The sequence below is a fragment of the Paenibacillus sp. FSL R7-269 genome (genome assembly GCF_000517865.1).
In the GTDB taxonomy this organism is placed as follows: domain Bacteria; phylum Bacillota; class Bacilli; order Paenibacillales; family Paenibacillaceae; genus Paenibacillus_AQ.
In genome coordinates, this window is sequence record NZ_ASPS01000042.1 from 155004 (window position 1) to 169313 (window position 14310).

The window sequence follows — 14310 nt, forward strand, 5'->3', positions numbered from 1 at the left end:
ATACTTCAAGTTATGTATGCAGACGGGATAGAGTCTATCATAATTCTGACCGGAACGAAGTTAATTCTCTCACTCTTACGCAGGCAGCCATCTGTACAGCTACTTAGTTAATTTGGTTACTTTAGTTACAAAACTCTTTAATAACTTACGGAAGGTTCCATAAACCGCTTCTTTGGCGCTATGATAATTGTGAAAATATGCACAAGGGGGCACAACTCACATGAATAAGAGATTAACAGCGGCGCTTATCCTCATTCTCTCCGTGATGCTGGTCATTGCAGGTTGCGGAAACAACAATGCGGGCGGCAGCAAGAATGAGAGCAAGGAAGCGGGCAGCGCGGCAACAGAGCCGGCAGCAACCACTGCACCTACAGAGAAGGCAGAGGCCGTGTCGGGAGCATCCGAAGCGAGCTATACTCCGTACGATCAGTTAAAGGATAAATATGATATCGTCATCGTCGGTGCGGGCGGTGCGGGAATGTCTGCTGCGCTGGAAGCCAAAGCGGCCGGCATGAACCCGGTCATCTTAGAGAAAATGCCGGTTGCCGGCGGCAATACGACCAAATCCTCCTCAGGGATGAATGCCTCGCAGACCAAGTTCCAGAAGGAGCAGGGCATCGAAGACAGCAACGAACTGTTCTATGAAGAGACCCTTAAGGGCGGACATGATACGAACAATAAGGAGCTGCTGCACTTCTTCGTGGATCAATCCGCGGGTGCCATTGACTGGCTCGATTCCATCGGAATCCGCTTGAACAATATTACAATTACCGGCGGTATGAAAGAGAAGCGTACCCATCGTCCGGAAGACGGCTCGGCAGTGGGACAATATCTTGTAGCAGGACTTGTCCGCAATGTTCAGGAGCAGGGAATTCCGCTGTTCGTCAATGCGGATGTGAAGGAGCTTACGGTACAGGACGGTAAGGTGAACGGCGTGAAGGTGCTCTTCAACCAGGCCGATGACAAAATGATCAGCGCAGCAGCAGTTATCGTAACCACTGGGGGCTTCGGTGCCAACAAAGAACTGATTGCCAAGGTTCGCCCGGATCTGCAAGGGCTGGTAACGACCAACCAGATTGGCAGCACCGGCGACGGCATTGCCATGATTGAGAAGGTCGGCGGAACTACCGTAGACCTGGATCAGATTCAGGTTCACCCGACTGTGCAGCAGGAGAAATCCTACCTGATCGGTGAAGCGGTCCGGGGCGAAGGAGCTATTCTTGTATCTGTTGAGGGCAAGCGCTTCGGCAATGAGATGAATACCCGTGATAAGGTGACGGCTTCAATTAATACACTTCCTGAGAAATCCGCTTATCTCGTGTTCGACGCCGGAGTGAAATCCCGTGTTAAGGCGGTAGATCAATACATTAAGATGGGTGTGGTCAAGACCGCAGATACCATTGAGGCATTGGCGGATCAGATGAAGGTTCCTGCAGCAGCACTTAAGACTACCGTGGATACATGGAACAGTGCGGTGAAGAGTAAGTCGGATGCTGAATTCGGCAGAACTACCGGTATGGATAATGATCTGTCCGGTGCTCCGTATTATGCGATTCAGATCGGCCCTGGGATTCACTATACGATGGGCGGAGTGGTGATCAACACCAACACTGAGGTCTTGAACAAAGACGGCAAGGCGATTACCGGATTGTTCGCGGCAGGAGAAGTGGTCGGCGGGCTGCACGGCGAGAACCGCATCGGCGGTAACTCGGTAGCCGAGATTATTATCTTCGGACGTCAGGCAGGGATCAAGTCGGCTGAATTTGTAAAAGCGCAATAAGCTATTATTCTTCTATATATCGTTATAACCATAAGTATTTAATCAAAAAAGGGATGCTCCGCAGCCATCAGGCTACGCGGGCATCCCTTTCTATGTTGCAACTCTCTCTGATGCCGCCTCCCTGAACCAGCTGCCCTTAAGACAGTATCGCGGGGGAGGGCGCAGGCTTCGGCGACCGGGTCAGCGAGAAAAGCTCCAGCTCCGGGCGGCTCTTGCCGGCCAGCGTATCTGCAAGCAGCTCGGCGGCGATCATGCTGTAGACCGTGCCGTTCCCCCCATAGCCTTCAATGAAGTAGCAGTGCGGGAACTCCGGGTGCGGTCCCATATAAGGCAGCCCGTCATGGGTGGAGCCGAAGACCGCTCCCCAGGAATATTCAGCCTTGATTCCTTGCAGTTCCGGGAACAGGGCCGTAACCTCCTCAAGCAGACGCTCACACTGGGAGAGGACCCTAACCTCACGCCGCTCTACACTGGTAAGCTGCTCATCCTTGCCGCCGGCAATGATCCGGCCTTCCGGAGTAGTCCGGAAATACAGATAAGGCCGGGCCGTTTCCCAGAGCAGACTCTGCTCATGCCATTTCGGAAGTTGGGGCAGAGGCTCGGTCATAATGGCATAGGTGTTGATCAGCTCTGCTCCCCGGTCCTTCTTCATGTCCTGGGTCTCATAACCCATAGCAAAGACGACCTTCTTAGCAACAATCCGGCCTTGCCCGGTATGACAGATTACGCCGTCTTCATTGTACTCATAATGAAGGGCTTCGGTATGCTCATAGACCCTTACCCCGCCGGAGTGCGCTTTATGAATCAGACTGTGTACGGTGAGCAGCGGATTGGTCTCCGCATCTCCTTTGGAATACAACGCTCCTGGTTTGGAGAAGGCATAATGGGCGCGGATCGTCTCCTCTTCCCAGAATTCCGAATCGAAGCCATGCTTCACCAGATTCTCATTCTCCAGCTTCAGCATAGCAACATCTTCCGGCTTACTGGCATACAGCAGACTGCTGCGCTCAATAATCTGCGGATCGATATCCAGCTTGCCGGGCAGCTCCAGAATCGCACGCATGGCTTGCTGGCAGAGTCTGTAGAACAGCACGCCGTTTTCTTCCCCGAAGGTGTTCATGCAGGCAGTCAGTGATTTGTCATTGGCGATTTGCAGCAGTCCCGTATTAGCGTGGGAGCTTCCGGTGCCGACCGTTCTTTTATCGATAAGAACAGTATCTGCTCCACTGAGGGACATGCGGTAGGACATCATCGCTCCGCCCATCCCGCCGCCTACAATCAGACAGTCGCAGGTAATATCATCCGCAAGTACCGGATATACCGGAGTCTCAGGCAGTGTGTGTTCCCAGGGCAGTTGCCCGCTGACGAGTTTCATAGATCTGTTCGCTCCTTTGTGTCATTCAGAGTAGTATTATTTGCACTATTGCAGAGTCTCATGCGTCAAGACCCTAAGGATTATTCATCAGGTGTAAGCTTGCTGAATGTACCTTCCGGTACATAAACAGCCTCCCCCGGAAGCATACTAAGGAACGCTTGAACAACCAGAAGGAGGGACTACCGAACATGCAATCTAACCAAATGCAGGCACTTAGCGGAAAAGAATTGGAATACATTGCGGATTCCATTTCCAATGAGGATTTGCTGATTAAGCAGCTCGCGGCTACAGCCGGAACCACTCAGAACTCTGCCGTGCAGGGGATCTGCATCCAGCAGATCCAGAGTCATACCCATCACATGGATATGCTGGTCCAGCTGCTCCATCAGCATCAGCAGTACGCACCATCGCAGCCGCAATAACAGGCAGTACCCACAAACTTTGAAGGAGGTTTTACTGTGTACGCACAGAATGGAACGCCGTTTATGGCGGATGAAGATTTACTCAACACGATTTTGGCCGATTTGAAGCGGACAGTCCGCGAGTACACCACAGCAGCTACAGAATCGAATTGTCCCGCCGTCAGACGGGTATTCAATGATTTGACTATGGATACCCTCAGAATTCAGGGGGAACTGTACATGCAGATGTCGCAAATGAACATGTACACCCCTCCGGGCAAAGCGCTGCGTCAGGATGTGGACAAGCAGATTCAGAGTGCCCAGCAGACCCAGCAGAAGCTGCAGCAGTTTGTGCGTGAGAAAACAGGCGGGGCAGGAGCCTTTAACCAGCATTCGAATGTTTCGCAGCACCAGCCGAACGTCCAGCAGCATCATAACGGTTCCTATTATATGTAACCCTGGCGATGGGCCTGTGAAGCATTAGAGCGCTTACCCGGCCATGCAGGAGAAAATACAAAGGGAATGCAGCCAGATAACCCCGCCCCGGCGGGGTTATTTTGTTTGCAGAATGGTACTTTTCATGTCATATTAATACTAAACTCTTTTTTGCAGGAGGCCCTAAGAATGAATGAATTGAAGAGGAAAGTGCTGGAACTGCTCAAGGAGGACGCGCGAAGCTCGACTGCATTAATGGCGACCCTGCTTGGTGCGGAGGAAGAAGATGTAAAGACTGTTATTGCTGAAATGGAGCAGGACCATGTCATTGTGAAATACGCGACGGTTGTCAATTGGGACAAAGTCGATGATGAACGGGTGACAGCACTGATCGAGGTACAGATTACGCCGGAACGGGGCCGCGGCTTCGAGGGGATTGCCGAACGGATCTATCTGTATCCGCAGGTTAAATCGGTCTATCTGATGTCTGGTGCTTACGACCTGCTGGTGGAAGTGGAAGGCCGCAATCTGCGCGAGGTCGCTAACTTTGTGTCTGAGAAGCTGTCACCGATTGATGCAGTGCTCTCTACGAAGACTAATTTTACGCTCAAAAAATACAAACAGGACGGTATCATCTTTGAAGAGCATGAGGAAGACAACCGTCTGATGATATCTCCGTGAAGGATGTAATGTCATGATCATTAATAACGCACAGCACACAGGAGATAAAGGCAAGTCGATGAACTCTTATCTGGCCCCGCTGGTCCAGCAGATTCAGCCTTCGGGCATCCGCAAGTTTTTTGATCTGGCGGCAGGCAGCAAGGATATTATCTCGCTGGGTGTCGGCGAGCCGGACTTCAAGACACCTTGGCATGTCAGAGAGGCCTGCGTCTATTCACTCGAACGCGGCTTCACCGGTTACACCTCCAATGCCGGGATGCCTGAGCTGCGTGAGGGTATTGCCGAGTACCTGGAGACCCGCTTCGCCGTGAAGTATGATCCGGCGAATCAGATTATCGCCACGGTCGGCGGCAGTGAGGCTATTGATTTGGCCCTGCGTGCTCTGATCTCTCCGGGGGACGAGATTCTGATTCCCGAGCCCTGTTACATCTCTTATTCTCCGATCACGGCTATCGGCGGCGGTATTCCGGTAGGCATTGAGACCTTCGGGAAGAACAACTTCAAGCTGACTGCCGAAGATCTGGAGGCCAAGATCACCCCGCGCTCGAAGATTCTGATTCTCTGCTATCCAAGCAATCCGACGGGCGCCATCATGAGCCGTGAGGATTGGGAGCCGATTGCCAAGGTGGTCGAGAAGCATGATCTTATCGTCATCTCCGATGAGATTTATGCCGAGCTTACCTATGGAAGCAATCATGTCAGCTTCGCTTCGCTGCCGGGAATGCTGGACCGGACGATCCTGGTCAGCGGGTTCTCCAAGGCCTTCGCCATGACCGGCTGGCGGATGGGCTATGCCTGCGGGCACCCGGACCTGATCTCTGCCATGCTGAAGATTCACCAGTATACCGTCATGTGTGCGCCTTCGATGGGCCAGGTGGCTGCGCTGGAGGCACTTACCAACGGAATGGAAGAGAAGGACCGCATGACAGACTCGTATAACCAGCGCCGCCGGCTGATTGTCAAGGGGCTGCGGGAGGCAGGACTTGAGTGCCATGAGCCGCAGGGTGCCTTTTATGCATTTCCGAGTATTCAGGCCACCGGCCTGACCTCGGACCAGTTCGCCCAGCGCCTGCTGCTTGAATATAAGGTCGCTGCTGTTCCGGGAAGTGTCTTCGGTCTAGGCGGGGAAGGCTATCTGCGCTGCTCCTATGCCACCTCGGTGTCCCAGTTGAATGAAGCGGTTGAGCGAATTGGGGCATTTGTCTCACAGCTGGCCCGGGAAGGGGCCTGACAAGGCTCGACAAAGAAGTAAATCGAACTATAGCCGATCACCTTCTGATATGGTATTATTTTACTCTAAGGACAAGAAACACCTGTAATACACTTACATGGACCTCTTATTCCGGAATAAAGGCGCTTCATATCTGGTTGCACAGAACTACACAGTTCTTATCTGGATGACGCGCAATACTACATCAGGAAGGGTGATTGTGCTGAGCGCAGATTATTACTTATCCTCCTATGGCGGGAAGTGTGGTTCCGGAAGCGGGCTACCTCGCGCCAAAGGAGATGCGAATGCACGCAGGCTCTCGCTGGAAGATGAAATTCAGATGCTCCGCAGCAGAATGGAACAGCTCTTTATGCAGGAGAAGTCCTTTACCTCGGATAATGTAATAGCAATCAGCAGCTTGCTGGACCTCAAGATTAATGAGTATATGAGAGGCCGTCACCGTAAGAGTAATTAATACAGCAGGATTATACGAAGCGGATGTCTTCTTTTGGGGAGATGTCCGTTTTGTTTATAATTTACATAAATTTATTTTTATAGTATTATGAATGAACAGTCATTCATTTCGAAGGAGAGAATAGGGTGAGCGACAATAGCAAATGGCTAGAACGTAAATTTACTGAAGGCTTTGAACAATTAGCTCCGGATAAGACCATACGGCAAATCATTTTACATGCTGTAGAGGTATTCTCCAAGAAGGGCTATGCCGGGACTAAGATTAAGGATATCGCGGTCAGTGCGGGATTTAGCCAGGGTTATGTCTATATGTATTTCAAGTCGAAGGATGAAATGTTCACCAAGATCGTTGAAATGGCCTCGGATGGCGCCGGAATGTCGGTGCAATATGCGGCGGAGCTGGAAGGCAGTCCAATGGAACGGATCACATGGCTGACAGAGGCATTGCTGTCCCCGGATAGTATCGCTATGCAGCATTTTCGGCTAATTCTGCTCCAGACAGTAACCTCGGAGGCGATTCCTGAGGAGGCGAAGCTTGTAGCGAAGGCGAAGAGCAAGCTGCCCTTTGAGCAGTTTATTCCCTTAATTATTGCCGGACAGCAGGCAGGGGAGATTGTACCGGGAGATCCGGTGGAGATTGCCATCGCGTACTTTTCATTCCTGCAGGGGCTTGGAATAGCGAGGCTGCAGACTACCTCTAGTGTACCTTTCCCATCTACTGAACTGGTTCTGCGTTTCATGAAAAAAGATCGATAGCATCCATCCCATAGCGGAAAAGGTGGAATCTACTATGATAAAAGTTTTTAGAAGCGAGGCCGGTAAAGAGCGGGTTCTACAGGCCTACAACGAACTTCTTGGGGACTGGGGGACGGAATTTCAGGAGCTTGATGTGGAGACTCCATATGGGACAACCCATTGTATAACAGCGGGAGATCCAGAGTCACCGCCCTTGCTCCTGCTCCATGGGGTAGGCGATAATTCGGCAGTGATGTGGCTGCTGAATATGAAGGAGCTGTCACGGCATTTTTACTGCATTGCAGTAGATACGCTGGGAGGTCCGGGGAAAAGTGTTCCAGGTGAGAGGTTCAATAAACGGACGTTTAACCAGGTCGATTGGATAAACGAGGTTGCAGATGGGTTACAACTTGAAGCATTCTACGTGGCAGGTGTGTCGAACGGAGCTTACATGGCCTTCAATTATACGGTGAACGAGCCGGGAAGAGTACTGAGGGCTGTCTGTATGGAGGGAGGAATGGTTACTGCTCCAATTAAAAGTATGATACACACGCTGCTGATGATGTTCCCGGAGATTCTTGTTCCTACGCGCAGCAATTTGCTCAAGGTAGCCCGCAAGCTCAGTTCACCTGCTTCGGGACTTTTGGACAAGCACCCTGAAGTCGGGGAGCATCTGGTGCTACTGTTGAGAAACCATAACCAGCAGGCTATGTTTACCCACAGGGCTCAGCTCTACGATCAAGAGAAGGCGGCTCATTGCAGGGATAAGCTTTATTTTCTGCTGGGTGATTATAAGCTGAATCATAAGAAAGAGCTCACAGGTCCTCTGGACGCTGGCGGGTTCCGTTACACGGTCATCCCGGACGCAGGACACGGCGTGAATCACGAGCAGCCGGAGCGGGTCAACCGCGAGCTGGTGGCTTTTTTGAAAGGGAATGGGGTAAGCGAATGATTCCAGAAACGGTCCGGCACCGGGTATTTAGGGAGCTTGGCAGTTCAACTGAGGATGTTAAGCTGCTTGGAGGTTATTCAGACAAGTATTTGAGATTGAGCACACTCCGGGAACTCATATAGTAGTCAAAATACTGGATCACACCGTGACTCCCAGGGAGCATACTCTCTCGGAACTGGAATGGGCAGGCAGGAGGAGGGCTGTGCTTGCATTTTATGAAGCCTTTATCAAAGGATACCGCAGTGCTAATCCCCGTGCAGCCTGTTTGGATCGAATTAACTACTTCATAGATTACCGCCATCTTTACTCTTATACTTATCACTGCGTACATTCAGAGCCTGCTACGCTGAACGAAGCACAGACTGCTTACCTTGGCCAAATGAGACGGACTCTTGAGGCGGGAGGACCGTGCCTTGGATTTACCCTAATCTAAATGTACAAGCTGCTGCGGTCCAACAGATAGCTGCTCAGGCTCTGAGACCGTATATAAAATAACCCCCTGTGTCCGAAGGGACTTATCAGGGGGTTATTTATGCATGTTAGTTTACCTTGAACGTGGCCACTGCCTGCTGTAGCCCATCGGCCATCTTCGCCAGCTCGGTAGAGGCTGCGGCTACCTCCTCCATGGAGGCGAGCTGCTCCTCAGAGGCCGCGGCAGCGCTCTGGGAACGCTCTGCGGCCTGCCTGGCCACTTCTGCCATCTCCGCCACCGAAGAGGTCAGCTCCTCGGTTCCGGCCAGCAGCTGCTCGGAGGAAGCGGACATCTCATGAACCTGGGTATTAATCTCGCCGATGCCGCCGAGAATATCCGTGAACAGACGCCCGGCCTCGCCTACCATCCGCGAGCCTTCCTGAACGGCACCGGCATTGGCCAGCACCGCGTCTGATGCCGCCCGGTTGCCCTGCTGGATCTCGAGAATCAGGGTGCTGATAGACCCTGCGGCTTCGGCCGTCTGTTCGGACAGCTTCTTCACCTCACCGGCAACTACGGAGAAGCCCCGTCCGTATTCGCCCGCTCTGGCAGCCTCAATCGCCGCGTTTAAGGCCAGCATGCCGGTCTGATCGCTGATGCCTTTGATCAGACCGATAATGTTACCGATCTGCTGGGACTGTGCGGTAAGAGAGGTAATCATGCTTGAAGCATCTGCGGCGGTCCGCTCCATCTCTTCCATCCGGTCCACCGCCTCCGTAATGACGGAATGCCCGTTCTGTGCCTGGCCTGCCGCCCGCCCGGCCGCTGCGGCGGTATCCATTGAAGCTTCCGCGATCCGCTGCACACCGGCAGCCATTTCCTCCATCGCTCTTGCAGACTCGCGGGTGGACTGAAGCTGCTGATCCGCTCCGGCTGACAGATCTTGAATATTCTCCACGATAGCCTCTGTTGTGTGATTGGTCTGGTTGGCGCTGGACATTAATTCCTCCGAGGTCGAGGCAACTTGCAGGGAGTGATCGGCAATGGTCCCCAGGAGTCTGCTCAGATTGGTAATCATCTGGTTCAGATGCCCGGCCATATTACCGAACTCATCCTCACTGTCCACCTCCAGCTTCCCGGTGAAATCTCCGGCAGCCATTTGCTGGGACATCTCATTGACACGAGTCAGCTTACGGGTAATATAGCGGCTATACAGATATACAGCTGCTACCGTCAGGATAAGACCCACAAAGCTAACCAGCAGAATAGACCTTAGCAGCCCTTTAAGCGGCGCATACAGCTCCTGCTCCGGCATGGCGAGACCCACGGTCCAGCCGGTATCCGGCAGCTTTTCATAATACATCTGGATGGTCCCGCCGGAATCGGCATAGGTGACCATCCCCTGATTCTGCTTAAGCATTTCTGCTCCTGCTGCGGATAGACTTGCGCTTTTTTCATCTGTTATTTTCAGCTGCATATTCTTCCCGGCATCCGGTCCGGCAATGTAATTCCCCTGCTTGTCCAGCAGGAAGGCCCAGCCTGTATTCCCGACCTTGGTCTGTTCGATCCTGCTCTGCAGCGTCTTGAGATCGATATCGCCGGCCATCACCCCCAGCAAGGTATTTGCGGTATCCCGGAAAGGAACAGCAAACGTAGCCATCGTTGTTCCTGTAATTGTGTCATAGAACGGATCTGTAATCCCCTCATGCTCCTTGCCGATGGTGTACCAGTTCTGCCCGTGATAATTATAATTGGGGTCATTATACTGCTCGGTAGTCACAATTTTGCCGCCGTCACGGTGGGCATAGGTGGAGAAGTACTTCAGCTTGCTGTCATACCGTCCGGGTTCAAAATAAATGCCCACACCATATGTATCCGGATTAGCCTTCAGCGCACTAGACAGCATGGTACGGTATTGATCCAGTGTGAATTCAGCAGCGTGGCTCTCCAGCGTACGCGCCAGAACCTCGGGAACCTTGCTGTGCACACTTAAGTTCGCATTAATTTCGTTAGAAATATCCGATATTTGCACATTCATTTTTTGCGTAACCTCGCGCTGGATAATGTTTTTGGAATACATGTACGACAACAGAGCGACCAGCACCAGCGTGATCAGAAAGATGGGCAGGATGAATGCAAATGTTCTCATACGTATGCTTTTGAACCGGAGCCTGGAAATCCCCTTGTGAGCAATATTAGCCATGCAAATCCCCCCATTAGATAGCGAAGCTATTTATAGTTATATTGAATATCATCGGCTGGAGAGCTGATTTTGTTGTTACCTTTTGTCGAAAAAAATAAAAAAATGTCGCAAATTCTGAGTCTTCGGGTTAAGACTAGAGACGGAGACGGCGGCAGACCCTGGCCTGATGTCCGCTTTCAGCTGTAGGCATATAATGAATATTCACGAACATCACAGAGTACGGGCTGGAACTGTACGATGTCAGGAAAGAGGGAATATTCATGCTGCATGATCAGCTGCTGAGGGACCCGAATACATATGAAGAGCTTAAGCTGGAGGGTACGGGAGCGGTCAATCCGGTGAATGGACGGCAATATCCGTGGAGACAAGGGTATTTTGCTTTTATGGAGGAAGCGGATGCCGCAGGTAATAACCGGAAGTACCTGGAACTATACAACCGGATTGCCCGCTTCTACCGGCTGTCCAATAAGTTCTACTTCGTGCTGAAGTTCGGCGGAGAACGCAGCTATAGAGAGCAGTTCCTGTCTTCGCTTGAGCTGCGCGGCGGCCAGCGTGTGCTGGAGACCTCGGTGGGCAGCGGCGATAACTTCCCGTATCTTAACATGAAGGCCGAGCTGTACGGGCTGGATATTTCCAGCGGAATGCTGAAGCAGGCGGTGCGTAATCTGCGGCGGTGGAAGCTGGAGGCACATTTGTTCCAGGGTAACGCAGAGAGATTGCCTTTTCAGGACAACAGCTTTGACTGCGTCTACCATGTAGGCGGAATTAATGTTTTCAGCGATCCGCGTGCTGCGGTACTGGAGATGATCCGGGTGGCGAGGCCGGGCACAAGACTGATGATTGCCGACGAGACGCAGAAGCTGGTGAACGGAACGTACGGGAAGGTGCCGGTGGTTAAGGGGTATTTTGCAGAGGGAGCGGACATGCCGGAGATGCTTGGGCTGATCCCGCCGGAGATGTTGGAAGTAGCTTACAAGGAAGTGTGCAAGGGCCTGATGTATTGCATTACTTTTCGTAAGCCATGAGGCAGGTTGAATAGAAGGATAATTAAGGCTTCCTCTTAAGGGAGTTATTTACATGGCGGAAAAGTTGATCTTTGTTTGCCACCCTACCTAAGAACGATTACACTATGACTATGTGATTTGCAACTTAGGAGGGAAGTACCATGGCGATTTATACGCGTACGGGGGATAAGGGCGAGACCTCAGTTATTGGCGGCCGGGTAGGCAAGGACGATGTCCGCGTCGAGGCTTACGGCACCATTGACGAGCTGAACTGCTTCGTTGGCCAGGCACGGAGCCTGATGGAAGACGAGCGGTTTCTAGATGTCCGCGAGCAGCTGCTGGAGATTCAGCATGAGCTGTTTGACTGCGGATCGGATCTGGCGTTCGTGAAGCTGAGTGAGAACCGCTACAAAGTAAAAAGCGAGATGGCCACGCGTCTGGAAGGCTGGATCGATGCGCTTCAGGCCGAGAATCCGGTGCTGGAGCGCTTCATTCTGCCCGGCGGAAGCCAGCTGTCCTCGGTGCTGCATGTCTGCCGGACGGTCTGCCGCCGGGCCGAGCGCCGGGCAGTGACGCTGGGCCGCAGTGCGGAGATTAACCCTGAGGCGGTAATCTATCTGAACCGGCTGTCCGACTATTTCTTCGCTCTGGCCCGTGCTGCCAACACCCGGCTGGAGATTGCTGAAGTAGAATATCTGCGCAGCAAAAAGGTGTTCCGGAACAAATGACCAGCTATTATCCGCCCATCTCCTATATAGTGCCGCCGTCCGAGGACGGCTGGCTGCTCAAAACCATTCTGCAAAAGCGGATGGATGTCTCCCGCAAGCTGCTCTCCCGGCTCAAAATGACAGACCTCGGCATTACCCTGAACGGAGAGCGTGTCTATATCAGCGTCAAGGTGAGCAGCGGGGATGAGGTCCAGATCCGGATGGAGGAAGAGACGTCAGAGGATATTATGCCGCAGCCGATTCCCTTCGAGATTCTGTATGAGGACGGGCATCTGCTTGTGGTAAGCAAAGCCGCAGGAATGATTGTCCATCCGACCCACGGTCATTATACCGAGACCCTGGCGAACGGAGTGGTACATTACTGGGCAGAGAAGGGCGAGCGGGTCCGCTTCCGCCCTGTACACCGGCTGGACCAGGAGACCTCCGGGGTGCTGGTGATTGCCAAGAATCCGTACAGCCACCAGCACATCTCCGAGCAGATGATTGCCGGCACGGTGGACAAGCGGTATACCGCGTTCGTTCACGGTGTGCCTGCTCTGCCCAGCGGCGATATCGACGGTCCGATCGACCGCGATCCGCTGGAGCCGCACCGGCGGATTGTGACGCCGGACGGTTATCCCTCCTTGACCCGGTATGAGGTCAAGGAGGTCTATGGCAGTGCAGCTTCACTCGTCGAGCTGAAGCTGGAGAGCGGGCGCACCCACCAGATCCGGGTGCATATGGGATCGGTCGGCTGCCCGCTGATCGGTGACGGGATGTACCGTCACCCGCTGTATGGGCAGGCGGCTGGCGGCCGGACGGAGGCGTTGTCGCCGGGCGAGGAGCGGCGTGCGGGAGAGCCGGCGGTGACCGCGGGCGCCGCGGCGCTGTCGCCGGGCGCCGCCGCCCGGCTCGCGCAGATCGCGGAGCTGGACGCGGCCATTCCGCGCCAGGCGCTGCACGCGGTGCGGCTGGCGTTCCGGCATCCGGTGACGCATGCCGAGCTGGTCTTCGAGGCTCCGCTGCCGCCGGATATGGCGCTGCTGCAGGAGAAGCTGCGGCAGTCGGCACGGTAAGGAAGCGCCGGACCTATCCGGGACTCAGCTTCCCGTTGCAACAGCATGTAGCTTGGCTACAATCGGAGGAAGATGCTAAGCAGTATGCTGCCTTTTATATGCGCCAACCGCTCATAGAGTAACCTTTCTGCCACCATTGGAGTACACCAACTGGCAAATAAGTGCCAGGCTGCACATATTTTGCAGCTATATGAAGGCTCTGCGGCAAGCAAGTGGAAAAAGTACAACTAAAATTGCCCCATACTCCGCAAAGTAACGATTTATTCTGAATTAAGTGCCTGAAATCCAACTATTTCCTCTCGCGATGCGGATTTGGAAGGAAGAGTTGTACAATTTCCACCTATTGAGGTTGGCCGTGAGGTCGGGCGTAATGCCGGCCGGGTAAAAGCCGCTGCTATGCAGACGACCCCAACAATATAAGCAGCAGTGACGATCTTTAGGACTAGCATTACTGCTGCACTTTATGATAGAAGGAGAAGCCGATGAGTAACTTGAAGGTGTACCAATATCCGAAATGCAGCACCTGCCGCAGCGCAGTGAAATGGCTGAAGGAAGCAGGGCATGAGCTGGAGCTGCAGCATATCGCAGAGCAGCCGCCAACCGTGGAGGAGCTGCGTGTGCTGGTGAAGCACAGCGGGCTGCCGCTGAAGAAGTTTTTTAATACGAGTGGTGAAGTCTACCGGGAGCTTGGCCTGAAGGACAAGCTTGCAGACTTAAGCGAAGACGAGCAGCTTGCGCTGCTGTCCGCACATGGGATGCTGATTAAGCGTCCAGTAGTTACTGACGGCAAGAAAGTTACCGTAGGCTACAAGGAAGACCAGTACGCCGAAGCTTGGAGCAACGCCTAAAATTAAGGAATACAAGG

14 protein-coding genes are annotated in these 14310 nt (G+C 53.1%); 12 read left to right on the forward strand and 2 right to left on the reverse strand.

The annotated features are described in order from the left end of the window. Positions 1 to 220: 220 nt before the first annotated feature. Positions 221 to 1780, forward strand: coding sequence for a flavocytochrome c (locus C162_RS19560; protein ID WP_036696737.1), 1560 nt, complete (start codon positions 221 to 223; stop codon positions 1778 to 1780). A 136-nt stretch (positions 1781 to 1916) separates the two neighbouring features. On the opposite strand, the gene C162_RS19565 is transcribed toward C162_RS19560, so the two are convergent. Beyond that, positions 1917 to 3155, reverse strand: coding sequence for an NAD(P)/FAD-dependent oxidoreductase (locus C162_RS19565; RefSeq protein ID WP_036696739.1), 1239 nt, complete (start codon positions 3153 to 3155; stop codon positions 1917 to 1919). A 188-nt stretch (positions 3156 to 3343) separates the two neighbouring features. Between C162_RS19565 and C162_RS19570 the strand changes: the two genes are divergently transcribed. The 7 genes from C162_RS19570 to C162_RS19600 all read left to right on the forward strand — a co-directional run bounded on the left by C162_RS19570 (position 3344) and on the right by C162_RS19600 (position 8043). After that, positions 3344 to 3577 carry a hypothetical protein gene (locus C162_RS19570; RefSeq protein WP_036696741.1) on the forward strand — a complete coding sequence of 78 codons (234 nt, stop codon included), beginning with the start codon at positions 3344 to 3346 and terminating at the stop codon, positions 3575 to 3577. Between the two features lie 36 nt (positions 3578 to 3613). After that, positions 3614 to 4012: a spore coat protein gene (locus C162_RS19575; RefSeq protein ID WP_051493727.1), complete on the forward strand. Its 399-nt coding sequence runs from the start codon at positions 3614 to 3616 to the stop codon at positions 4010 to 4012. A gap of 168 nt (positions 4013 to 4180) precedes the next feature. Continuing rightward, entirely contained in the window at positions 4181 to 4672 is a 492-nt protein-coding gene (locus C162_RS19580) for an Lrp/AsnC family transcriptional regulator (RefSeq protein WP_036696743.1), read from the forward strand. Positions 4673 to 4685: 13 nt separating this feature from the next. Next, on the forward strand, positions 4686 to 5903 hold the full coding sequence (locus C162_RS19585) for an aminotransferase class I/II-fold pyridoxal phosphate-dependent enzyme (protein WP_036696744.1): 1218 nt from the start codon (positions 4686 to 4688) through the stop codon (positions 5901 to 5903). 199 nt (positions 5904 to 6102) lie between these two features. Further along, positions 6103 to 6357, forward strand: a complete 255-nt coding sequence (locus tag C162_RS19590; RefSeq protein WP_036696846.1) for an aspartyl-phosphate phosphatase Spo0E family protein — start codon at positions 6103 to 6105, stop codon at positions 6355 to 6357. A gap of 125 nt (positions 6358 to 6482) precedes the next feature. Next, complete coding sequence (locus C162_RS19595) at positions 6483 to 7112, forward strand: TetR/AcrR family transcriptional regulator (protein WP_051493731.1); 630 nt, start codon at positions 6483 to 6485, stop codon at positions 7110 to 7112. A gap of 34 nt (positions 7113 to 7146) precedes the next feature. Continuing rightward, on the forward strand, positions 7147 to 8043 hold the full coding sequence (locus C162_RS19600) for an alpha/beta fold hydrolase (RefSeq protein ID WP_036696747.1): 897 nt from the start codon (positions 7147 to 7149) through the stop codon (positions 8041 to 8043). 539 nt (positions 8044 to 8582) lie between these two features. On the opposite strand, the gene C162_RS19610 is transcribed toward C162_RS19600, so the two are convergent. Continuing rightward, on the reverse strand, positions 8583 to 10658 hold the full coding sequence (locus C162_RS19610) for a methyl-accepting chemotaxis protein (protein WP_036696751.1): 2076 nt from the start codon (positions 10656 to 10658) through the stop codon (positions 8583 to 8585). A 260-nt stretch (positions 10659 to 10918) separates the two neighbouring features. Here C162_RS19610 and C162_RS19615 point away from each other — a divergent pair, with 260 nt between their 5' ends. The 4 genes from C162_RS19615 to C162_RS19630 all read left to right on the forward strand — a co-directional run bounded on the left by C162_RS19615 (position 10919) and on the right by C162_RS19630 (position 14293). Next, positions 10919 to 11683 carry a class I SAM-dependent methyltransferase gene (locus C162_RS19615; RefSeq protein WP_051493733.1) on the forward strand — a complete coding sequence of 255 codons (765 nt, stop codon included), beginning with the start codon at positions 10919 to 10921 and terminating at the stop codon, positions 11681 to 11683. Positions 11684 to 11823: 140 nt separating this feature from the next. Next, positions 11824 to 12390 (forward strand): cob(I)yrinic acid a,c-diamide adenosyltransferase, encoded by a 567-nt coding sequence (locus tag C162_RS19620; RefSeq protein ID WP_036696754.1) that lies wholly within the window; start codon positions 11824 to 11826, stop codon positions 12388 to 12390. Beyond that, complete coding sequence (locus tag C162_RS19625; RefSeq protein ID WP_036696757.1) at positions 12387 to 13445, forward strand: RluA family pseudouridine synthase; 1059 nt, start codon at positions 12387 to 12389, stop codon at positions 13443 to 13445. The genes C162_RS19620 and C162_RS19625 overlap by 4 nt, the downstream gene beginning before the upstream one ends. A gap of 482 nt (positions 13446 to 13927) precedes the next feature. Continuing rightward, positions 13928 to 14293: an arsenate reductase family protein gene (locus tag C162_RS19630; RefSeq protein ID WP_036696760.1), complete on the forward strand. Its 366-nt coding sequence runs from the start codon at positions 13928 to 13930 to the stop codon at positions 14291 to 14293. Positions 14294 to 14310: the final 17 nt, after the last annotated feature.

What these genes read in the sequence shown, in the direction of transcription:
- C162_RS19560 (WP_036696737.1), top strand. Translation starts at nt 221, where the DNA reads ATGAATAAGAGATTAACAGCGGCGCTTATCCTCATTCTCTCCGTGATG.
- C162_RS19565 (WP_036696739.1), bottom strand. Translation starts at nt 3,155, where the DNA reads ATGAAACTCGTCAGCGGGCAACTGCCCTGGGAACACACACTGCCTGAG.
- C162_RS19570 (WP_036696741.1), top strand. Translation starts at nt 3,344, where the DNA reads ATGCAATCTAACCAAATGCAGGCACTTAGCGGAAAAGAATTGGAATAC.
- C162_RS19580 (WP_036696743.1), top strand. Translation starts at nt 4,181, where the DNA reads ATGAATGAATTGAAGAGGAAAGTGCTGGAACTGCTCAAGGAGGACGCG.
- C162_RS19585 (WP_036696744.1), top strand. Translation starts at nt 4,686, where the DNA reads ATGATCATTAATAACGCACAGCACACAGGAGATAAAGGCAAGTCGATG.
- C162_RS19600 (WP_036696747.1), top strand. Translation starts at nt 7,147, where the DNA reads ATGATAAAAGTTTTTAGAAGCGAGGCCGGTAAAGAGCGGGTTCTACAG.
- C162_RS19610 (WP_036696751.1), bottom strand. Translation starts at nt 10,658, where the DNA reads ATGGCTAATATTGCTCACAAGGGGATTTCCAGGCTCCGGTTCAAAAGC.
- C162_RS19615 (WP_051493733.1), top strand. Translation starts at nt 10,919, where the DNA reads ATGCTGCATGATCAGCTGCTGAGGGACCCGAATACATATGAAGAGCTT.
- C162_RS19620 (WP_036696754.1), top strand. Translation starts at nt 11,824, where the DNA reads ATGGCGATTTATACGCGTACGGGGGATAAGGGCGAGACCTCAGTTATT.
- C162_RS19625 (WP_036696757.1), top strand. Translation starts at nt 12,387, where the DNA reads ATGACCAGCTATTATCCGCCCATCTCCTATATAGTGCCGCCGTCCGAG.
- C162_RS19630 (WP_036696760.1), top strand. Translation starts at nt 13,928, where the DNA reads ATGAGTAACTTGAAGGTGTACCAATATCCGAAATGCAGCACCTGCCGC.